The organism is Streptomyces sp. NPDC006643, from assembly GCF_042870175.1.
Lineage (GTDB): Bacteria > Actinomycetota > Actinomycetes > Streptomycetales > Streptomycetaceae > Streptomyces.
Map to the genome: position 1 here is coordinate 156559 of NZ_JBIAHA010000016.1, position 20438 is coordinate 176996.

Consider the following 20438-nt stretch of genomic DNA (forward strand, 5'->3'; position numbering starts at 1 on the left):
GGCGGGACCCTCGGGCCGTCGGCGGTGGCGGAAGCCCGGCCCCGTCGCATCTGCGCAGCGCCCCGCCGCCCCGCACGGGCTCGCTCCGCCCCGTACAGACCCGGCTCGGCCCGCCCCGCCTTCCCTATGCCTTCGGTTCGTCCGGCCGGCCGGTGCGGAGCAGATTCGCCAGCACGTCGATGCGGTTGGTGGTGATCGAGTCGACCCCTGCACCGACCAGGCGTCGCATGCTCCGTCCGGTGTCCACCGTCCAGGCGGAGACCAGCAGCCCGTCCCGGTGGACCCGCTCCGTCAGCTCCCGACTCACCAGACCGAAGCGGTAGTTGAGCCAGCGGGGCCGTACCGCTTCGAGCAGCGCGGGGCGCGGCGGGGCCAACGACTGCCACGTCATGGCGATTTCGGCGGCCGGATCGGCCGCGCGTACGGCGAGCATCGCGTCGGCGCCCGCGCAGTAGTACACCCGCTCCGCCGCGCCGCACTCGCGCACGGTCGCGACCACCGTGCGCACCGACTCCGTTGTGGCGTCGGGCAGGTCGACCATGAGGCGCGCGTCCGTCAGCGGCCCCGGCGCCAGCAGCACCTCCTGGAGCGTCGGCACGCCGCCCTCTGTCAAGGCGCTCAGTTCGTCGTGGGCGACCTTCGCGACCTGGCGGTCATGCCCCCAGAGCCGCCCCAACGAGGAGTCGTGGAGGAGGACCGGCATCCCGTCGCGGGTGACGCGTACGTCGATCTCCACGGCGTCGGCGCCCCGTTCCAGGGCGGAGCGCACCGACGGCAGGGTGTTCTCGCGGACGCGGTACGGATCGCCGCGGTGCCCCACGGCCACGACGGCGCCCCGTAGGGCCGTCACTTGGCGAGCCACTGGGCCGTGTACGTGTCGATCTCGCCGCTCAGCCGGTCCTTGCCCGCCCGGTCGAGGAACGACGCCTCGACGGCGCCCTTGGCCAGCCCCGCCACCCCCTGCTCGTCCAACTCCAGCAGCCGCGCGGCCACCGCGTACTCGTTGTTGAGATCGGTGCCGAACATCGGCGGGTCATCGCTGTTCACCGTCACGAGCACACCCGCCGACACGAGCGTCCTGATCGGGTGCAGCTCGATGTCGGTGACCGCCCGCGTGGCGATGTTGGAGGTGGGGCAGACCTCCAGAGGGATGCGGTTCTCGGCGAGATACGCCATCAACTCCGCGTCCTGGGCGGAGCTGATGCCATGTCCGATCCGTTCGGCGCGCAGCTCCTTCAGCGCGTCCCACACGGTGCCGGGCCCCGTCGTCTCGCCCGCGTGCGGCACGGAATGCAGCCCCTCCGCGACGGCCCGGTCGAAGTGGGGCTTGAACTGCGGCCGGGGTACGCCGATCTCGGGCCCACCGAGACCGAACGACACCAGTCCCTCGGGCCGGACGTCGACGGCGAGCCGCAAGGTCTCGTCCGCGGCCTCCAGACCGGCTTCGCCGGGAATGTCGAAGCACCACCGCAGTACGACCCCGAACTCCGCCTCGGCCGACTTGCGGGCGTCCTCGATCGCCTCCATGAAGGCCTCTTCGGGGATGCCGCGCCGGGTCGAGCTGAAGGGAGTGATCGTCAGCTCGGCGTAGCGGATGTTCTGCCGGGCCATGTCGCGGGCGATCTCGAACGTCAGCAGCCGGACGTCCTCCGGGGTGCGCAGCAGATCCACGACGGAGAGGTAGACGTCGATGAAGTGCGCGAAGTCGGTGAAGTCGAAGTAGTCGGCCAGCGCCTCGGGGTCGGCCGGCACCTTGGAGCCGGGGTGCCTGGCGGCCAGTTCGGACACGATACGGGGCGAGGCCGAGCCGACGTGATGGACATGCAGCTCGGCCTTGGGCAGCCCTGCGATGAAGGGATGAAGGTCGGTCATCGGGTCCTCCGCGTACTGAGCGGCGGCGGAAAAGGTGTCGCCGTCCGCCGGGCAGGACGTCCCCCTGCCCAGGGCTTTGTCGGACAGGGATCATCGTAGGCGGGGCGGAAACCCGGTTCGGCAGAGGCCTTAGCATGACGGAATCACGATGGGGGAGGACCATGTCAGACAGCAGCGCGCGGCCGCCGGGCGCCCACGAGCCGAACGATCCCTGGGCACCGCCGGAGCGCGGGGTGCCGCTGGACAAGCCGGCGCAGACGCCGGGGCCCGTCCAGGACCAGCCGCCGGTCCGGCCCGTCTACGACCAGCCGACGGTCACAGCCATGCCCGGCGTGGGGCCGGGACCGGGCACCGCCGGTGCCGGGCCGGCTCCCGGAGCCGTACCCCCACCGCCCATAGCCCCCGGGGGACCGGCCCCGTCGACCTCCGGTCCGTACGGCTACCCGGGCGCGCCCAGCGGCCCCCCGTATCCCGGCTCGTCCTATCCCGGATATCCGGGCTACCCCGGCTATCCGGGATACGGGCAGACCGGCTGGCAGCCCAGCCCGGCGAACGGCATGGGCGTCGCCGCGATGACGCTCGGCATTCTCTCGATCTGTCTGTTCTGCCTGTACGGCGTGGTCGGCATCGTGCTGGGCATCCTCGCCGTGATCTTCGGCGTCGTCGGCAGGAAGCGTGCCGAGCGCGGTGAGGCCACCAACAGTGGTCAGGCCCTCTCCGGGATCATCATGGGCACCATCGGGATCGTCATCGGCGCGGTCTTCATCGGTCTCATCGTGTGGGGCATCACCGACGCGATCAACGAGGACAACAACGATTACGACTACGACAGTGGCACCGACGGCTACTCCGCCATGCTCATCGTGGACGCCAACCGCTGAACCCCGCGGACCGCGTGGCGTCAGGCGCCCGCCGACTCCGCGCGGAGCCGTTCCCTCGCCTCCATGAGAGCGAAGCCCAGCAGATTGAGCCCGCGCCAGCGCGCGGGATCCTGCGCCCGTTCGTCGTCCGCGGCCAGTCCGATGCCCCATATCCGGTCCATCGGGCTGGCCTCGACGAGCACCCGGTCACCGGTGCCCAACAGGTAGTCGCGCAGCCGGCCGTCCTGCCGGAACTTGTGGACGCTGCCTTCCACGACGATGCCGGACCGCTCGCGCTCCCACACGGTCTCGTCGAACCCTCGCACCAGCCGTCCGGCCTTCTTGGCAACCGCCGGGCCCGACGCGGCCAGAGCCTTCCGCTCGGCCTCCTCGTCGTCGAAGAGCCGGGCCTTCTCGGCCATCATCCAGTGCTCCGCCGTCGCGTACTCGACCCCGTCGACCGTGAAGGGCGACTGCCACCACTGGCTGAGACAGCTCGCGCCGATGACGCCGTCCGGCCGCGGGGTGTGCCCCCAGAAGTGCAGATACTTGACCTTCACGCCGCAGTCCGTACGGTCGATCAGCTCGGCAACCGTGATCATCCCCATGCACGTGAGTCTGCCAGCCACCACTGACAGTCCGTATGCCGATCAAGGGGATGGAGCGACACATGGTCAACCGATTCCGTCGCGTAACCAAAAGGCAACAACGGAATCACTTGTTGGACGCCCGGTGCTCTGTCAGTATCGGCACTCAATTCAGGCCAGAACAACAACACTCACGGCTTCGGATCAACTGCGGCGACAGCCGGACACACGGAGGGCGCCATGGGCAACCGCTTCCCCGCACGGGACCGCTTCGCGGACGGTGCGCAGTTCATCGACGGGCGGCTGCGTCCCGGCACCTCGGGCCGTACGCACGCCGTGGTCGACCCGGCGACGGGTGAGGAACTGCTCACGTACGAACTGGCGGGGGCGGCGGATGTCGACGCCGCCGTGGCCGCCGCGCTGGCCGCGTATCCGGGCTGGGCGGGCGCCACACCGGGGGAGCGTTCCGACGCACTGCACCGTTTCGCCGCGGTACTCGCCGAGCGCGCCGAAGAATTCGCGGCGGCCGAGTCGCTCCAGTGCGGGAAGCCGATCAAGCTGTCCACGGAGTTCGACGTTCCGGGCACCGTCGACAACGCCGCCTTCTTCGCCGGCGCCGCGCGTCACCTGGAAGGCGCGTCGGCGGGTGAGTACAGCGGCGATCACACCTCCTACGTACGCCGCGAACCGATCGGCGTGGTCGGCTCCATCGCCCCCTGGAACTATCCGCTTCAGATGGCCGCCTGGAAGATCCTCCCGGCGGTCGCGGCGGGCAACACGATCGTGCTGAAGCCGTCCGAACTGACGCCGTTCACCTCCCTGATGTTCGCCCAGGCGGCGCAGGAGGCGGGCATCCCCGACGGCGTGATCAACATCGTCAACGGCGCGGGCGCCGACGCGGGCGAACGCCTCGTGGGCCATCCCGATGTCGTCATGACCTCCTTCACCGGCTCCACCGCCGTCGGCAAGCGCGTCGCCGAGATCGCCACGGCGACCGTCAAGCGGCTGCATCTGGAACTCGGCGGCAAGGCCCCGTTCCTGGTCTTCGACGACGCCGACCTGGAGGCGGCCGTCCAGGGCGCCGTCGCGGGTTCGCTCATCAACACGGGGCAGGACTGCACGGCCGCCACCCGCGCCTACGTACAACGTCCTCTTTACGACGCCTTCGTGAGCGCCGTCGCGGCGCTGATGGAGACGGTGCGCCTCGGCGACCCGTTCGCCCCGTCGACGGACATGGGGCCCCTGATCTCGCACGCCCACCGTGACCGGGTCGCCGGCATCGTCGACCGGGCACGGGGCTACGCCCGCGTCGTCTCCGGCGGCACCGCGCCGGACGGTGCGGGCCTCGCCGACGGCGCGTACTACCGCCCCACACTCGTCGTGGACGCCGCCCAGGACAGCGAGATCGTCCAGTCGGAGATCTTCGGCCCCGTCCTGGTCGTGCTGCCCTTCGACTCCGACGACGAGGGCATCCGCCTCGCCAACGACACCCCGTACGGCCTCGCCGCGTCCGTCTGGAGCCGCGACGTGTACCGCACGGGGCGCGCCACCCGCGAGATCAAGGCCGGCTGTGTGTGGGTCAACGACCACATCCCGATCATCAGCGAGATGCCGCACGGTGGCTACAAGGCCAGTGGTTACGGAAAAGACATGTCGGCGTACTCGTTCGAGGAGTACACACAGGTCAAACATGTGATGTACGACAACACCGCGGTCGCCAGGAAGGACTGGCACCGCACAATCTTCGGGGACCGTCTCTAACTCTCCTCACCCTCTCCTCACCCGAAAGGGCACCGCCCATGGAGCTGTACGAGCCCGACCGCCTCTCCGCGGCTCAGATAGCCGCGACGCGTCGCAGCCTCAGTAACGGACGAGGCGCGCTCAGCCGCCGTTCGCTGCTGCGCGCCACCGGCGCCGGGGCGCTCACGATCGGCGGCGTGGCAGGCCTCGGCGCCTGCGGGATTCCGCCCGCGAAGGGGGAGAGCGGCGGCCCCGCGTCCACCGATCACTCGGCGAAGGAGAAGCGCGTCGTCTTCTCCAACTGGACCGAGTACATGGATGTCAGCGAGGACGAGAAGAGCTACCCCACCCTGGAGGCGTTCACGAAGCGCACCGGGATCCAGGTGAAGTACACGGCGGACATCAACGACAACGTCGAGTTCTTCGGCAAGATCCAGCCGCAGCTCGCGGCCGGCCAGGACACGGGGCGCGATCTCATCTGTGTCACCGACTGGCTCGCCGCCCGCATCATCCGGCTCGGCTGGGCGCAGAAGCTCGATCCCGCCAACTTGCCCCACGCGTACGCGAATCTGTCGCAGCAGTTCCGCTCGCCGGACTGGGACCCGGGGCGCGCCTACACGTATCCGTGGACCGGTATCCCCTCCGTCATCGCCTACAACACGAAGGCGACGGGGGGCCGCAAGATCGAATCCGTCTCGCAGCTGCTCGACGATCCGGACCTCAAGGGCCGGGTGTCGTTCCTCTCCGAGATGCGCGACTCCATCGGACTGACGCTGCTCGACATGGGCAAGGACCCGGCCTCGTTCTCCGACGACGACTTCGACGGCGCCGTCGCCCGTATACAGAAGGCCGTCGACAAGAAGCAGATCCGGCGCTTCACCGGCAACGACTACACGGCGGACCTCAGCAAGGGCGACATCGCCGCGTGCATCGCCTGGGCGGGCGACATCGTGCAGCTCCAGGCGGACAATCCGGATATTCAGTTCGCCATCCCGGAATCCGGCTACATGATCTCCAGCGACAACCTCCTGGTCCCGGCGAAGGCACGGCACAAGACCAACGCCGAGAAGCTCATCGACCACTACTACGAGCTTCCGATGGCCGCGCAGCTCGCGGCGTACATCAACTACGTCTGCCCCGTCGAAGGCGTCCGTACGGAGCTCGCGAAGATCGACGAGTCGATGGCGTCCAACCCGCTGATCCTCCCGGACGCGGAGATGGCCTCGAAGTCCCACGCCTTCCGCTCGCTGAGCGGCGAGGAGGAGACGGCGTACGAGGAGAAGTTCGCCAAGCTCATCGGCGCCTAGCCGGCAGAGCCGCACCGGGCCGTCGGCCACAGGGGTCCAGAGGCCCCGTCCGCACCGTTCCTCCCCTCCCAAGCCTCCGGGATCGTGACCCATGACTGAGACCGCATCCACCGACCGGGGCGGCGACGACGTCCGCCTCACCGGGATAAGCAAGTCGTACGGCTCCTTCCACGCCGTCAAGCCCCTCGACCTCACCGTCCCCGAAGGCTCCTTCTTCGCCCTCCTCGGCGCTTCGGGCTGCGGCAAGACCACCACGCTGCGGATGATCGCCGGCCTGGAGGACCCGACCACCGGATCGGTCTTCCTCGGTACGAAGGACGTCACGGGACTGCCGCCGCACAAGCGCCCCGTCAACACCGTCTTCCAGAGCTACGCGCTCTTCCCGCACCTCGACATCTACGAGAACGTCGCCTTCGGCCTGCGCCGTCGGGGCATCAAGTCGGTGAAGAAGCAGGTCGGCGACATGCTCGACCTCGTCCAGCTCGGTGACTTCGCCAAGCGCAAGCCGCACCAGCTCTCCGGCGGCCAGCAGCAGCGAGTCGCCGTGGCCCGCGCGCTCATCAACCATCCGAAGGTGCTGCTGCTCGACGAGCCCCTCGGCGCCCTCGACCTCAAGCTGCGCCGCCAGATGCAGCTGGAGCTCAAGCGCATCCAGACGGAGGTGGGGATCACCTTCGTCCATGTCACGCACGACCAGGAGGAGGCCATGACGATGGCCGACACGGTCGCCGTCATGAACGCGGGGCGGGTCGAGCAGCTGGGCGCGCCGGCCGAGCTGTACGAGAATCCGCAGACCACCTTCGTCGCCAACTTCCTCGGCACCTCCAACCTCATCGAGGCGGACGTCGCGGAGAAGACCGGCGGCGAGGTGGTGGTGACGTCGGCCGGTGTGAAGCTGCGGCTGTCCTCCGACCGTTGTCCGTCGCAGGTCGTGGACGGCAGCAGGCTGCTCGTGGGCGTACGCCCCGAGAAGATCTCCCTCGCGCACGTGGACGACGCGGGTTCAGTCCCCGCGGGACGTAACCGGATCACCGGGCGCATCGCCGACTCAAGCTTCATCGGGGTGTCGACGCAATACGTCATCGACAGCCCCGTGTGTGGGGAGTTGGAGGTCTACGCGCAGAACATCGAGCGCGACGGCCGGCTGGTTCCCGGGGCCGAGGTGGTCCTGCACTGGAACCCCGCGCACACCTTCGGACTCGACGCCGCCCAGGACATCGACGCGGGCGTCAAGACGGTGGACGAGGAGGGGGCGTGACCGCGACGGAAGCACCCCCGGCGCCACCGAGCCCACCGACACCGCCCGCCAGCGAGGCGGCGGTGCGCAAGGTTCCGCGCCGCAAGCGCCTCGTCCCGTACTGGCTGCTGCTGCCCGGCATCCTGTGGCTGCTGGTCTTCTTCGCGCTGCCGATGGTCTACCAGGCGTCGACTTCCGTACAGACGGGCTCGCTGGAGGAGGGCTTCAAGGTCACCTGGCACTTCGCGACCTACTGGGACGCGATCCAGGAGTACTACCCGCAGTTCGTGCGCTCGCTGCTGTACGCGGGCACCGCCACCGTCCTGTGTCTGCTGCTCGGCTACCCGCTGGCGTACCTCATCGCCTTCAAGGCCGGCCGGTGGCGCAACCTCCTGCTGGTCCTGGTGATCGCCCCGTTCTTCACCAGCTTCCTGATCCGTACGCTCGCCTGGAAGACGATCCTCGCGGACGACGGCGCCGTCGTCGGGGCGTTGGACACCCTCCGGGTGCTGGACGTGACCAGCTGGCTCGGCTGGACGGCCGACGACCGGGTCCTGGCCACGCCCATGGCCGTCGTCTGCGGCCTCACGTACAACTTCCTGCCGTTCATGATCCTGCCGCTCTACACGTCGCTGGAGCGCATCGACGGCCGGCTGCACGAGGCGGCCGGGGACCTCTACGCGCGGCCGGCGACGACCTTCCGCAAGGTCACCGTCCCGCTGTCCATGCCGGGCATCGTCTCCGGCACGTTGCTGACCTTCATCCCGGCGAGCGGCGACTACGTCAACGCGGAACTGCTCGGCTCGACCGACACCAAGATGGTCGGCAGCGTGATCCAGAGCCAGTTCCTGCGGGTGCTCGACTATCCGACGGCGGCGGCGCTCTCGTTCATCCTCATGGCGGTCGTGCTGGTCGTGGTCACCGTCTACATCCGCCGTTCAGGGACGGAGGACCTGGTCTGATGCGCTCGATACGACGCAATATGGTCGTTGTCGCGGGCCTGCTCACGCTCGCGTACATGATCCTGCCGAACCTCGTCGTGATGGTGTTCTCCTTCAACAAGCCGAAGGGGCGCTTCAACTACGCCTGGCAGACGTTCTCGCTGGACGCCTGGAAGGACCCGTGCGGCGTCGCCGACCTCTGCGGATCGCTGGCGCTCTCGTTCCAGATCGCCGTCTGGGCGACGATCGGGGCGACTGTCCTCGGCACCATGATCGCCTTCGCCCTGGTCCGCTACCGCTTCCGGGCGCGCGGCGCGATCAACTCGCTGATCTTTCTGCCGATGGCCATGCCCGAGGTCGTGATGGCCGCCTCGCTGCTGACTCTCTTCCTGAACATGGGGGCGGAATTGGGCTTCTGGACCGTCCTCATCGCGCACATCATGTTCTGCCTCAGCTTCGTGGTGACGGCCGTCAAGGCGCGCGTCATGTCGATGGATCCGAAGCTGGAGGAGGCGGCGCGAGATCTCTACGCGGGGCCGGTGCAGACCTTCGTACGGGTCACCCTGCCGATCGCCGCACCGGGGATCGCGGCGGGCGCTCTGCTCGCCTTCGCGCTCTCCTTCGACGACTTCATCATCACCAACTTCAACGCCGGCTCGTCCGTCACCTTCCCCATGTTCGTCTGGGGCTCCGCGCAGCGCGGCACACCGGTGCAAATCAACGTCATTGGGACGGCAATGTTCGCCATTGCGGTACTGATGGTGATCGGCGGCCAGCTGGTCAGCGACCGGCGGAAGAAGGCCGCAACACCCTGAGCAGGACCTGAAGGAGTTGGAAGACATGGCCCCTGGAGCCATGCGTACAGCAGCCGCCTCACTCGCCGACGCGCAGCCCGTCGCCTACTGGCTCGACGACCCCGGCAGGCCGGGCGCGGTGCCCGCACTTGCGGGCGACGAACGCTGCGACCTCCTCGTCGTCGGCGGCGGCTACAGCGGCCTGTGGACCGCGCTCCTCGCCAAGGAGCGGGATCCGCACCGCGACGTCGTACTGATCGAGGGCCGTGAGGTGGGTTGGGCGGCCTCCGGGCGTAACGGCGGCTTCTGCTCGGCCTCCCTCACCCACGGCCTCGCCAACGGGCTCAGCCGCTGGCCCGGCGAGCTACGGGCCCTGGAGGACCTCGGCGGAGCCAATCTCGACGGCATCGAGTCGGCCGTCGAGCGCTACGGCATCGACTGCGACTTCGAGCGCACCGGCGACATCTCCGTCGCCACCGAACCGCACCAGCTCGACGACCTCCGCCAGTTGCACGACGAGGCGACCGAGGCCGGTTTCACCGGCCTGGATCTGCTCGACGGCGAGGCGGTACGCGCGGAGGTCGACTCGCCGACCTTCCTGGGCGGCCTCTGGGACCGGCGCGGCGTCGCCATGCTGAACCCGGCCAGGCTCGCGTGGGGGCTGAAGCGCGCCTGCCTCGACCTCGGCGTACGGATCTACGAGAACACGCCCGGTCTCGAACTGGCCCGCTCCGGCTCCGGCGTGGCCGTCCGCACTCCGTACGGCCGCGTCCTGGCCCGCCACGTCGCACTCGGCACGAACGTCTTCCCGTCGCTGGTACGGCGCGTGCGGCCGTACACGGTGCCCGTCTACGACTACGCCCTGACGACCGAGCCTCTTGAAGAGGGCCAGCTGGGCGCGATCGGCTGGAAGGGCCGGCAGGGGCTCAGCGACGGCGCCAACCAGTTCCACTACTTCCGGATCACCGCGGACAACCGCATCCTGTGGGGCGGTTACGACGCGATCTATCCGTACGGAGGGCGACTCGACGCCGCCCTCGACCACCGTCCCGAGACGTATCTCAAGCTCGCCTCGCACTTCTTCGCGTGCTTCCCTCAGTTGGAGGGCCTGCGGTTCAGTCACGCGTGGGGCGGCGCCATCGACACCTGTTCGCGGTTCTCGGCCTTCTTCGGTACGGCGCACGGGGGGCGGGTCGCCTACGCCGCCGGGTACACCGGTCTCGGCGTCGGCGCCACGCGCTTCGGCGCCGACGTGATGCTCGATCTGCTCGCGGGGGAGCGAACGGAGCGTACGGAGCTGGAGATGGTCAGGACGAAGCCGGTGCCCTTCCCGCCCGAGCCCGCCGCGTGGGCCGGTATCGGGCTCACCAAGTGGTCGCTGGCCCGCGCCGACGCCAGAGGTGGACGGCGCAATCTGTGGCTGAAGGCCATGGACCGGGTGGGGCTGGGCTTCGACAGCTGACCTCCCGTCGATCACCGGCGCCTCCGTACGGAGGTGCTGTCCTGGGCCGCGGCCAGGGCTGCCGCCCGGGTCGGTGGTGATGTGATCCACATCACCACCGACTGCCGACCGGAACTCGCGTAATGATCCGCCACAACCTCCCTCTCCCTCTGTGGACGCACTGTCCAACAACGTGGAGTGGAGGCCGCATGATGACTGATTCGAGGGCCGACTCGGGGGCGAGGGCCGCGCTGGAGTGGCTGGCGTCGGCGGCGCCCGATCCCGACGCCTGCCGGTGGGAATGGGAGCGGAACCCGCACGGGGTCGCCCTCCTTCCCGCGGGGGAGCGCTGGGACGTCCTGATCCTCCCCGGCGAGCTGGGTTATCCGACGCTTGACGTGCTGAACCGTCTCGTCGACCGGCCGGGCCCGGTCCTGGCAGATTTCGGCGACACCCGCCTCGGTTTCTTCGTGCCGCCGGGCACCGTCTCCCGCTGGATCGGTACGGGGGTACGGGGCGCGGGCGGCGGCACCTGGATCGTCGTCCCGTATCCGGGCCGTACCGGCGGCGGCGTCCGCTGGCAGGTGCCGCCGGACGGCTCTGGCACGCTCACCGATCCGCCGTTGCTGGAACTGGCGATGCATGAGGCGGCGGCCGGGATCGCGGGGGCCGCCGGCGGTGACAGCGCCGGTGACAGCTGCGGCAGCTGCGGCGAAGGAGGGGGCGGTGCGCGCGGTGGTGGCGTGGGGGAGTCGGAGCGGTAGGGCGCCAGAGGTCTTGACAACATGATTGGTCTGGACCATGTTGTGCCCGGCTCGGTCACTCAATTCCGCCATGCCCGGAGGCAGTTGTGGAACGCAACAGACGACCTTCTCGGTACCCCAGACTCTTGGCCGCTCTCGCGGCTGCCGTACTCACCGCCGGTGGCCTCGTCGTGTCCGCCGAGACGGCCCGCGCCGCCGACGCGGACGTCGCCACCAACGGTGGCTTCGAATCCGGCCTCGCGGGCTGGAGTTGCACGGGTGGCAGCGGCGTGACCGTCAGTACCCCCGTGCACGGCGGCACGGCCGCGCTCAAGGCCACCCCGGCGGGCAGCGACAACGCGAAGTGCGCCCAGGCCGTCACCGTCCGGCCAGACTCGGCGTACACGCTCAGCGCCTGGGTGCAGGGAAGCTACGTCTACCTCGGCGCCTCCGGGACCGGCACCACCGACGTCTCGACTTGGACCCCGTCCGCGCCCAGTTGGCAGAAACTGACCACCTCCTTCCGTACAGGCCCCGCCACCACATCGGTGACCCTCTACACCAACGGCTGGTACGGCACCCCCGCCTACCACGTCGACGACCTCAGCCTCGTCGGGCCGGGCGGCGAGACCGGACAGCCGCCGGCCGCCCCCGCGGGGCTCAGAGCCGCGACGGTCACCGCGTCATCGGTCGGCCTCGCCTGGTCCCCCGTGGCGGGCGCCACCAGCTACACGGTGCACCGTGACGGCGCCCCGGACGTGAACGTCGCCGGCACCTCGACCACGATCACCGGGCTGAGCCCCGCGACCGCCTACCGCTTCCAGGTCTCGGCCACCAACGCCGCGGGCCGCTCGCCGCTCTCCTCCGCCGTCACCGCCACCACCCAGGCCGGAGGCGGGGGCGGCAACGGGGCGGACCTTCCCGCCCACGCCCTGGTCGGCTACCTGCACTCCAGCTTCGCCAACGGCTCCGGCTACACCCGCATGTCCGACGTACCCGCCTCGTGGGACGTCATCAACCTCGCCTTCGGCGAACCGACATCGGTCACCTCGGGCGACATCCGCTTCAGCCTGTGCCCCGTCGCCGAATGCCCGAACGTCGAATCCGCCGCCGAGTTCAAGGCCGCCATCAAGGCCAAGCAGGCCGCGGGCAAGAAGGTCCTGATCTCGATCGGCGGCCAGAACGGTCAGGTCCAACTCGCCTCGACCGCCGCGCGCGACGCCTTCGTGAGCTCCGTTTCCAAGATCATCGACGAGTACGGCCTCGACGGCCTCGACATCGACTTCGAGGGCCACTCGCTCTCCCTCAACACCGGCGACACCGATTTCCGCAACCCCACGAGCCCCGTCATCGTCAACCTGATCTCCGCTGTGAAGAGCCTGAAGGCCAAGTACGGGGCGGACTTCGTGCTCACGATGGCCCCGGAGACGTTCTTCGTGCAGCTCGGCTACCAGTTCTACGGCTCCGGCCCCTGGGGCGGCCAGGACCCGCGCGCCGGGGCGTACCTCCCCGTCATCCACGCGCTGCGCGACGACCTCACCCTGCTGCACGTCCAGGACTACAACTCGGGGCCGATCATGGGGCTCGACAACCAGTACCACACGATGGGCGGCGCCGATTTCCACATCGCGATGACCGACATGCTGCTCACCGGCTTCCCGGTGGCCGGCGACACCACCAAGGTCTTCCCGGCGCTCGACCCGGGCCAGGTGGCGATCGGCCTACCGGCGTCGTCGCAGGCGGGCAACGGCCACACCGCCCCGTCGGAGGTGAACAAGGCCCTGGACTGCCTGACCAAGAAGACCAATTGCGGGTCGTACCAGACGCACGGGACCTGGCCCACGCTGCGCGGCCTGATGACCTGGTCGATCAACTGGGACCGCTTCAACCAGTGGGAGTTCTCCCGCAACTTCGACGGGTACTTCGGAAGCTGAGCCGAGCTGTGCCCACCGGGCCTGCCTCGCGCTACGGGGCGCCGGTGCCCGAGCCGGCGGCCCCGCGGCTGTCGATCCGCCGCAGGGCCGCCACCAACAGGGCCAGCAGCATGCCGCAGAGCAGCCAGCTGCCGAGAACGTCGAGGGGCCAGTGATATCCCCGTAGCACCAGTCCGATGCCCGTCGCCGCACTGAGCACCACGGCGACGGGCATCGTCCATACGCGCCATCCGCGCCCCGTGCGGGGCGACAGCAGCAGCGCGGCGCCGCAGTAGGCGACCATCGCCGTCGCCGTGTGACCGGACGGGAAGTAGCCGGACTCCGCCGTGAGCGGCCCTGGCCGGTCGATCCACAGCTTGAGCGGCATGACGAGCACCGGTACGGCCGCCATGGCCAGCACGACCGCCAGCGCCCGCGCCCGGTGCCCCCGCCACGTCGCGTACCCGGCCGCGACGGCCAGGACGGGAAGGGCGACCGGGACGCCGCCGAGATCGGCCAGGAACTCCGTCAGTCCGACGGGGCCACGTTCGTAGGAGGAGCGTCCCAGGCGTTCGTCGGCGTCACGGAGCGGGCCACCGGCGACGACCTGCCAGGTGACGAGCGCGAAGAGAACGGCGCAGAGAGCGAATGCCCCGTGCGGGGCGAAGTGTCCGAAGGGGCCGTCGGAGCCGAAGCGTCCGGAGAGGAATGTCGGCCGCCCCGGAACAGGGGGGGTAGTTCCGAGACGGCCGCCGGGACCGGGTCGCCGCGCGCCCCGGGGGGTTTGGGGCGGGCGGCCGTCCGATCGGTGAGGAATTCCGGAGCTGGATGCTCCAGTGCGCCCGAAGACGCGACCAGAACGGGGCTGGGGACGCCCCGCCGTGGGTTCGCCCGCAGTCTCCTGCGAGCGGGGTGTTTCGTTCATCTGCCGAAACCGTACGTCAGCGCCGTGAGGTCCGACAGCGGGAAGGTGAACCCGCCATCGGCCCCGCACAGCTTCTTCACAGGCCCCGACCCGGGGCCCGGCGCACCACCCGGTCAGAGTCCGGCGAGCGCCTGCTCCAGGATGTCGAGGCCCTCCGTAAGGAGGTCCTCGCCGATCACCAGCGGCGGCAGGAAACGCAGCACGTTGCTGTAGGTGCCGGTGGTGAGGACCAACAGCCCCTCCTGGTGGCACGCCTTGGCGAGCGCGGCCGTCGCCTCCGGGTCCGGCTCCTTGGTGTCCCGGTCCTTGACCAGTTCGAGTGCGAGCATCGCGCCGCGGCCCCGTACGTCGCCGATGACGTGGAACTTCTCGGCCATCTCCTTGAGACGGGGCTTCATGATCTCTTCGATGCGCCTGGCCTTCGAGGCGAGGTCCAGCTCGCGCATCGTCTCGATGGCACCGAGCGCGGCGGCGCAGGCCACCGGGTTGCCCCCGTACGTACCGCCGAGGCCGCCCGAGTGCGGCGCGTCCATGATCTCCGCGCGGCCCGTGACGGCGGCGAGCGGCAGCCCGCCGGCGATGCCCTTCGCCGTCGTGATCAGGTCGGGTACGACGCCCTCGTCCTCGCACGCGAACCACTGCCCCGTCCGGCAGAAACCGGACTGGATCTCGTCGGCCACGAAGACGATGCCGTTGTCCTTGGCGAACTTCGCGATGGCGGGCAGGAAGCCCTTCGCCGGTTCGATGAAACCGCCCTCGCCGAGCAGCGGCTCGATCACGATCGCCGCGACGTTGTCCGCGCCGACCTGCTTGCTGATCTCGTCGATGGCCTGCGCGGAGGCCTCGGCGCCCGCGTTCTCGGGGCCGGTCGGCCAGCGGTAGCCGTAGGCCACGGGTACGCGGTAGATCTCCGGGGCGAACGGACCGAAGCCGTTCTTGTACGGCATGTTCTTCGAGGTCAGCGCCATCGTGAGGTTCGTACGGCCGTGATAGCCGTGATCGAACACCACGACCGCCTGCCGCTTGGTGTACGAGCGGGCGATCTTCACCGCGTTCTCGACGGCCTCGGCGCCGGAGTTGAACAGCGCGGACTTCTTGGCGTGGTCGCCCGGGGTCAGCTCGGCGAGCTGCTCACAGACCTCCACGTAGCCCTCGTAGGGCGTGACCATGAAACAGGTGTGGGTGAAGTCGGCGAGCTGCGCCGTGGCGCGGCGTACGACGGCCTCTGCGGAGGAACCGACGGACGTCACCGCGATGCCGGACCCGAAGTCGATGAAGCTGTTGCCGTCCACGTCCTCGACGACGCCGCCACCCGCGCGGGCGGCGAAGACGGGCATCACGGAGCCCACACCGGCGGCGACCGTGGCGGTACGGCGGTTCTGCAGCTCCAGCGACTTGGGACCGGGGACGGCGGTGACGACGCGCCGCTCCTGCGGGATTGCGGTCATGAGGGGCTCCTGGGGGTGGTTCCGGACGCTACGTGTCTCGACGTGTCTGGCGTTCTCGTATCTGCCTTCACTTCGCAGGCTAGGGGCGGAGGCAAGCGGCGGGCATGCGCCGTTCGGGAGTGTCCGCGACGTGTCGTTGTCCGTCACGGACATAGGACCTGGCGGACCTCTCCGCGCACGCCGGGGGCGCGCGAACAACACTCCGTACGGCCAGAACGGTGAACTCCCCCTACGTGGGCACTAGATTGAGGCGTGTACAGGGCGGACCTGGCTGGTCAGGGGACAGGGGTTCATGAACACCGACGGCACGCACGACTCACGCGGCACACGGCCCAATCCCGTGCCACGTCCGGCGGGGCCACCGCCTCAGCCCCCCACGTCGCCGCCGTCGACCCCGCCGCCCACGGCCCCCTCGGAATCGCCGGCGGTACCCGCCCCGGCCTCCGGTCCGGAGGCGTACCCGGCCCCGCCGGTCGCCCCGGTCCCCCCGCCCTCGCCGACGCACGCGCCGGCCCCGGGGATCGGCGCGTCGGTCGCCGAATGGCTGCGGATCCCCCGACCCCAGGCCGAGCCGGGTATCTGGCGCCTGGGCCACCGCCCGCGCCCGCCGGAGGCGCCCCAGCAGGTGCCGGCGCGCCAATTGTTCAGCGGTGCTCTCGTCGCCTACCTGTGCGGCTGGCTGGTCTGGTCGCTGCTCTGGAACGGCTATCTGGGCGGCTGGTGGATCTTCGGCGACAGGTGGTGGCTCCTGCCGATCCAGTGGCTGACCCCTGAGAGCTGGCGGTCGAGAGACAGCCCGAACGTCGAGCTGTACGTGGCGGCGAGCTATCTCTACTACGCCCTCGTCGTCGGCCTGCTGGCCGTCGCCTTCGGCCGTATCGGCAACTGGAACGAGGTCTGGCGCCGATACGGGGTGCCACTGTGGCCGCTCTTCGTACTGCTGCCGGGCTTCTGGCGTGAGATGCCACGCACCGTCGACTGGCTGACCTGGGTCTCGAACATCTACTACGTGCTCCTCGTCGCCGCCGTGCTGGCAGTTGTCGGGCGCGCCGGTACCTGGCCCCCCGTACGGCGCCGCCTCGGGATGGCCACGCCCGACGAGGCGCCACCACCGCCGCCCGCCGACGCCGACCCGGCGGACTGGCCCGAACTCCGTGCCGCGGGACTGACCGAAGCCGCGGCCAAGCTCGCCGAAGCCGTACGGCGAGGCACCCTCAGCGACGTCGACTACGCGCGGATCCGCCGCGCCTGGCAAGGTGTCCGCACCCGGCCCGAGAGGCTGCCCGCTTTCACCGACACCGTCCGAGCCCACGGGGCGGGCGCCTGCGCCCATCCTTCGGGTGCGCGGGACCTGCCGCTGCGCACGGCTCACCACGACCTCGCCACCGGGCAGGTCAGGATCGGCACCGTGGCGGACCACCCGCGCAACCCCTACGCGCGGCGTACCACCGGCGTCGCCCTGGAGCCGGGGCTGCTCGGCACGTCGCTGCTCGCCGTCGGCCCCGCGGGCTCCGGCAAGACGGTCAGGCTGGTCCGCCCGGTCGTCGAGTCGCTCTGCCTCCAGGCGCTCGCCAACCGCGCCGCCGTCGTCGCCGTCACCGCCTACGGGGCGGCGCTCGCCCCCGACGACTCCTTCGACCTCGTGATCGCTGTCGGCCGCCCGGGCGCCACGCACGACCTCGACCTCTACGGAAGCGCCGACGACCCCGACGAGGCCGCCAGAACGCTGTCGGAGGCCCTCGTGGGGGATCTGGCGGCCGGTCTCCCGGGTGGCGACCGACGCAGGGCGGCGACCGCGCTCGCCCAGCTCATCGGGCCCTATCGCAGCGTGCACGGACATTTCCCCGCCGTCCCGGAACTGCGGGAGCTGATCGGCGGTTCCACCGTGGCCGTGCAGGCCCTGCGAAGCGCGCTGGAGTCGTCCGGCGGCGCCGACGCGGCGGCCCAACTGCGCGAGCTCGACGCACGTGAGCGGCAGTCGACGCGCGGCGACGACATCGGCGTACTCCTGGCCGAACGCCTGGCCTTCCTCGACCGGCCCGCCTTCGCCGACTTCTTCCGTACGGACGGCAGCAGCCGCTCGTTCTCGCTGCGCGCCGTCGAGCATCCGCTGCGCGTCAGGATCGACCTGCCCGAGCGGGGCCACGCCGAGGCGTCGCGGATCATCGCCCGGCTTCTCCTCGCCCAGTTCACGGACGCCGCGCTTGCTCGTGCCGACCGTTCTCTGTTCGCGTGCCTCGTCCTGGACGACGCGACGTACACCGTGACGGGCGACTCCGTCCGTGCCATCCAGCGACTGCGCTCGGCGAACGCCGGAGTGGTCCTGCCGCTGCGCACGCTGGAAGACGTCCCGGAGCCGCTGCGTGGCCCGCTCCTGGGCGCCGTGGGGTGCCGCGTGGCGTTCTCCGGGCTCGGTCCCTGGGACGGCGGACGTTTCGCTGAGAGCTGGGGGACCGAGTGGGTCCAGACCCGCGACGTCACCAACCGGCAGATCGTCTCCGACGAGCCGCTCACCAAGGCGCTGCACTTCATGCGGCGGCTGGTGACCGGCAAGGCGGCCACTGCCGAGGCGGTCACGGTCCGGGAGGTCGAACGTGAACGCTGGTCCGCCTCGGAACTGGCCCACTCCGTCCCGGCGGGCCACGCCGTGCTCTCGCTGACCACGGTCGGCGGGGAGCACGCGCCGCCCATGCTGGTGGACCTCCGTACGTAAGCGGGCCGACCCGAGCGCGGGGGCCATCACCGTACGTCGGCGGCGTCATTTGGACGCCGCCCCCTGTTCTCGTACACCCTGGCAGAATTGGTGTCAGTCGTTTCTACGAGACGGCGAAAATGTCCGCCCGCCCTCTTCATGAAGGTTCTACGGTCCACCATGCCGCCCACCCTCGCCTCGCTCATCCAGCACTCGGCGCTCAAGCTCACCGTGCGCGCGGGGGAGGACCGGCTCGATACGCCGGTGCGATGGGCGCATGTCAGTGAACTCGAAGACCCGGTGCCGTACATGGACGGCGGCGAACTGCTGCTCGTCACCGCCGTCACCCTGCACGCCGAGGATCCCGAGGCCATGCGGCGCTACGTACGGCGCCTCGTGGGCGCCGGCGTCGTCGGTCTCGGCTTCGCCGTCGGCGTCAACTACGAGGACATCCCGGATGCCCTGGTCGACGCCGCACGGGCGGAGGGACTGCCGCTGCTCGCGGTCCCTCGCCGTACTCCTTTCCTCGCCATCAGCAAGGCCGTCTCGGCGGCGATCGCGGCCGATCAGTACCGGTCTGTCACGGCGGGTTTCGAGGCACAGCGGGAGCTGACCCGCGCGGCGCTCTCCGAGGGCCCCGCCGTGCTGCTGGCCCGTCTCGCGGCGCATATCGACGGCTGGGCCGCGCTGTACGACGCGACGGGCGCCGTGATCGCCGCCGCGCCCGACTGGGCGGCACGCCGCGCCGCCCGCCTCTCTCCCGAGGTGGAACGGCTGCGGGAGCGGCCGGCGCCCGCCAGCGCCGTGGTCGGCGATCCCGGCGACCGGGTCGAGCTCCAGTCACTGGGCAGCGGCCGTCGCGTACGGGGTGCCCTGGCCGTCGGTACGGGGGCGGCGCTGGGCACGGCTGAGCGGTACGCGGTGCACTCCGCCGTCGCGCTCCTGACACTCACCACGGAGCGGTCCCGCGCGCTCCAGGAGGCCGAGCAGCGGCTCGGCTCCGCGGTACTGCGGATGCTGCTCTCCGGCCAGCCCGACCACGCGCGAGCGGTGGCGGGGGATCTGTACGGCGGGTTGCTGGACGCCCCGTTCCGGCTGCTCATCGCGGAACCGGCCGAGGCGGGTGCCGAGCCCCGTGACTCCGCCGCGGGTCATCCGCTCCAGTCGCTGACCGATTCGCTGGAGGCGTCGGCGGCACACGGAGGCGAAGCGGTGCTCGCCGTCCCCGACGGCGAGGAACGGCTCGTCGTGCTCGCGGCTGACGCGGGAGCGGTCACCGGTGCTTGCGAGGCGTACAAGCAGCAGGAGGCGGACGAAGCGGGTGTCGTCATCGGCCTCTCCGCCCCGACGGGGCCGATCGCGGCCGCGGGCGCGTACAAGCAGGCCGAACAGTCGCTGTCCGTCGCGCGACGGCGCGGCCGTGCGCTGGTGGAGCACGAGGAACTGGCAGCCGGTTCGCTCCTGCCGCTCCTTGCCGACGACGCCGTGCGGGCCTTTGCCGACGGCATGCTGCGCGCGTTGTACGAACACGACGCCAAGGGGCGTGGTGACCTGGTGGACTCCCTCAGGGCCTGGCTCTCGCGCCATGGCCAGTGGGATGCCGCTGCGGCAGATCTGGGCGTCCACCGGCATACGCTGCGCTACCGCATGCGCCGTGTGGAGGAGATCCTGGGCCGCACCTTGGACGACCCGGACGTCCGCATGGAGCTGTGGCTGGCCCTGAAGACCACTTCGGCGACACCGCCTGGTCCCTGAGCGACGTCCGCCCTCACCATGCTGTGCGCCCCAACTGGCGCGACGTGTTCGGCGTTTACCGCGCGTGCCCGCTTCGGGCGATGCCTGGGCGGTCGACGGCCCACGGGCCCCGGCGAGGGTCCTGCCGCGTATGCCAAAGCGTCACAGCTCGCACCTACCACCACTCCATCCCGGACAAATCCT

16 protein-coding genes are annotated in these 20438 nt (G+C 70.3%); 11 read left to right on the plus strand and 5 right to left on the minus strand.

All coding sequences use genetic code 11. The features are described 5' to 3' along the window. Positions 1–124: 124 nt before the first annotated feature. Together ACFYNU_RS22525 and ACFYNU_RS22530 are read right to left on the minus strand one after the other, a co-directional pair. A complete protein-coding gene (locus ACFYNU_RS22525; RefSeq protein WP_356593981.1) occupies positions 125–850 on the minus strand; it encodes a glycerophosphodiester phosphodiesterase in 726 nt (241 codons plus the stop codon). Then, positions 847–1872 (minus strand): adenosine deaminase, encoded by a 1026-nt coding sequence (locus ACFYNU_RS22530; RefSeq protein ID WP_356593983.1) that lies wholly within the window; start codon positions 1870–1872, stop codon positions 847–849. The genes ACFYNU_RS22525 and ACFYNU_RS22530 overlap by 4 nt, the downstream gene beginning before the upstream one ends. A 161-nt stretch (positions 1873–2033) precedes the next feature. Here ACFYNU_RS22530 and ACFYNU_RS22535 point away from each other — a divergent pair, with 161 nt between their 5' ends. Continuing rightward, positions 2034–2753, plus strand: coding sequence for a DUF4190 domain-containing protein (locus ACFYNU_RS22535; protein ID WP_356593985.1), 720 nt, complete (start codon positions 2034–2036; stop codon positions 2751–2753). Positions 2754–2773: 20 nt separating this feature from the next. Here the strand turns inward: ACFYNU_RS22535 and ACFYNU_RS22540 are convergent, their stop codons facing one another. Then, positions 2774–3334, minus strand: a complete 561-nt coding sequence (locus tag ACFYNU_RS22540) for an NADAR family protein (protein WP_356594040.1) — start codon at positions 3332–3334, stop codon at positions 2774–2776. 225 nt (positions 3335–3559) lie between these two features. On the opposite strand from ACFYNU_RS22540, the gene ACFYNU_RS22545 reads away from it, so the two are divergent. From ACFYNU_RS22545 to ACFYNU_RS22580, 8 genes are all read left to right on the plus strand, one after another. Continuing rightward, on the plus strand, positions 3560–5080 hold the full coding sequence (locus ACFYNU_RS22545) for a gamma-aminobutyraldehyde dehydrogenase (RefSeq protein ID WP_356593987.1): 1521 nt from the start codon (positions 3560–3562) through the stop codon (positions 5078–5080). Between the two features lie 38 nt (positions 5081–5118). Next, positions 5119–6366 (plus strand): spermidine/putrescine ABC transporter substrate-binding protein, encoded by a 1248-nt coding sequence (locus ACFYNU_RS22550; protein WP_356593989.1) that lies wholly within the window; start codon positions 5119–5121, stop codon positions 6364–6366. Between the two features lie 91 nt (positions 6367–6457). Continuing rightward, complete coding sequence (locus ACFYNU_RS22555; protein WP_356593991.1) at positions 6458–7624, plus strand: ABC transporter ATP-binding protein; 1167 nt, start codon at positions 6458–6460, stop codon at positions 7622–7624. Next, a complete protein-coding gene (locus ACFYNU_RS22560; RefSeq protein WP_356593993.1) occupies positions 7621–8565 on the plus strand; it encodes an ABC transporter permease in 945 nt (314 codons plus the stop codon). The genes ACFYNU_RS22555 and ACFYNU_RS22560 overlap by 4 nt, the downstream gene beginning before the upstream one ends. Next, the gene (locus tag ACFYNU_RS22565) at positions 8565–9359 is read left to right on the plus strand and encodes an ABC transporter permease (protein WP_356593995.1); all 795 of its coding nucleotides are present in this window, start codon (positions 8565–8567) and stop codon (positions 9357–9359) included. Before ACFYNU_RS22560 ends, ACFYNU_RS22565 begins: the two co-directional genes overlap by 1 nt. A gap of 25 nt (positions 9360–9384) precedes the next feature. Then, positions 9385–10800, plus strand: coding sequence for an FAD-binding oxidoreductase (locus tag ACFYNU_RS22570; protein ID WP_356593997.1), 1416 nt, complete (start codon positions 9385–9387; stop codon positions 10798–10800). A 191-nt stretch (positions 10801–10991) separates the two neighbouring features. Beyond that, the gene (locus tag ACFYNU_RS22575) at positions 10992–11543 is read left to right on the plus strand and encodes a hypothetical protein (RefSeq protein ID WP_356593999.1); all 552 of its coding nucleotides are present in this window, start codon (positions 10992–10994) and stop codon (positions 11541–11543) included. A gap of 86 nt (positions 11544–11629) precedes the next feature. After that, positions 11630–13456, plus strand: coding sequence for a glycoside hydrolase family 18 protein (locus ACFYNU_RS22580; RefSeq protein WP_356594001.1), 1827 nt, complete (start codon positions 11630–11632; stop codon positions 13454–13456). A gap of 31 nt (positions 13457–13487) precedes the next feature. On the opposite strand, the gene ACFYNU_RS22585 is transcribed toward ACFYNU_RS22580, so the two are convergent. Next, positions 13488–14360 (minus strand): phosphatase PAP2 family protein, encoded by an 873-nt coding sequence (locus ACFYNU_RS22585; RefSeq protein WP_356594003.1) that lies wholly within the window; start codon positions 14358–14360, stop codon positions 13488–13490. Positions 14361–14473: 113 nt separating this feature from the next. Beyond that, positions 14474–15808 (minus strand): 4-aminobutyrate--2-oxoglutarate transaminase, encoded by a 1335-nt coding sequence (gene gabT, locus ACFYNU_RS22590; RefSeq protein WP_356594005.1) that lies wholly within the window; start codon positions 15806–15808, stop codon positions 14474–14476. A 292-nt stretch (positions 15809–16100) separates the two neighbouring features. Here gabT and ACFYNU_RS22595 point away from each other — a divergent pair, with 292 nt between their 5' ends. Beyond that, positions 16101–18521 carry an ATP/GTP-binding protein gene (locus tag ACFYNU_RS22595; RefSeq protein ID WP_356594007.1) on the plus strand — a complete coding sequence of 807 codons (2421 nt, stop codon included), beginning with the start codon at positions 16101–16103 and terminating at the stop codon, positions 18519–18521. A 159-nt stretch (positions 18522–18680) separates the two neighbouring features. Beyond that, a complete protein-coding gene (locus ACFYNU_RS22600; RefSeq protein WP_356594009.1) occupies positions 18681–20255 on the plus strand; it encodes a PucR family transcriptional regulator in 1575 nt (524 codons plus the stop codon). The last annotated feature ends 183 nt before the right edge of the window (positions 20256–20438 follow it).

Excerpts from the sequence above, each read along its gene's own strand:
- gabT (WP_356594005.1), bottom strand. The coding sequence starts at position 15,808 with ATGACCGCAATCCCGCAGGAGCGGCGCGTCGTCACCGCCGTCCCCGGT.
- ACFYNU_RS22575 (WP_356593999.1), top strand. The coding sequence starts at position 10,992 with ATGACTGATTCGAGGGCCGACTCGGGGGCGAGGGCCGCGCTGGAGTGG.
- ACFYNU_RS22550 (WP_356593989.1), top strand. The coding sequence starts at position 5,119 with ATGGAGCTGTACGAGCCCGACCGCCTCTCCGCGGCTCAGATAGCCGCG.
- ACFYNU_RS22565 (WP_356593995.1), top strand. The coding sequence starts at position 8,565 with ATGCGCTCGATACGACGCAATATGGTCGTTGTCGCGGGCCTGCTCACG.
- ACFYNU_RS22535 (WP_356593985.1), top strand. The coding sequence starts at position 2,034 with ATGTCAGACAGCAGCGCGCGGCCGCCGGGCGCCCACGAGCCGAACGAT.
- ACFYNU_RS22595 (WP_356594007.1), top strand. The coding sequence starts at position 16,101 with ATGAACACCGACGGCACGCACGACTCACGCGGCACACGGCCCAATCCC.
- ACFYNU_RS22570 (WP_356593997.1), top strand. The coding sequence starts at position 9,385 with ATGGCCCCTGGAGCCATGCGTACAGCAGCCGCCTCACTCGCCGACGCG.
- ACFYNU_RS22540 (WP_356594040.1), bottom strand. The coding sequence starts at position 3,334 with ATGATCACGGTTGCCGAGCTGATCGACCGTACGGACTGCGGCGTGAAG.
- ACFYNU_RS22530 (WP_356593983.1), bottom strand. The coding sequence starts at position 1,872 with ATGACCGACCTTCATCCCTTCATCGCAGGGCTGCCCAAGGCCGAGCTG.
- ACFYNU_RS22545 (WP_356593987.1), top strand. The coding sequence starts at position 3,560 with ATGGGCAACCGCTTCCCCGCACGGGACCGCTTCGCGGACGGTGCGCAG.
- ACFYNU_RS22555 (WP_356593991.1), top strand. The coding sequence starts at position 6,458 with ATGACTGAGACCGCATCCACCGACCGGGGCGGCGACGACGTCCGCCTC.
- ACFYNU_RS22600 (WP_356594009.1), top strand. The coding sequence starts at position 18,681 with ATGCCGCCCACCCTCGCCTCGCTCATCCAGCACTCGGCGCTCAAGCTC.
- ACFYNU_RS22585 (WP_356594003.1), bottom strand. The coding sequence starts at position 14,360 with ATGAACGAAACACCCCGCTCGCAGGAGACTGCGGGCGAACCCACGGCG.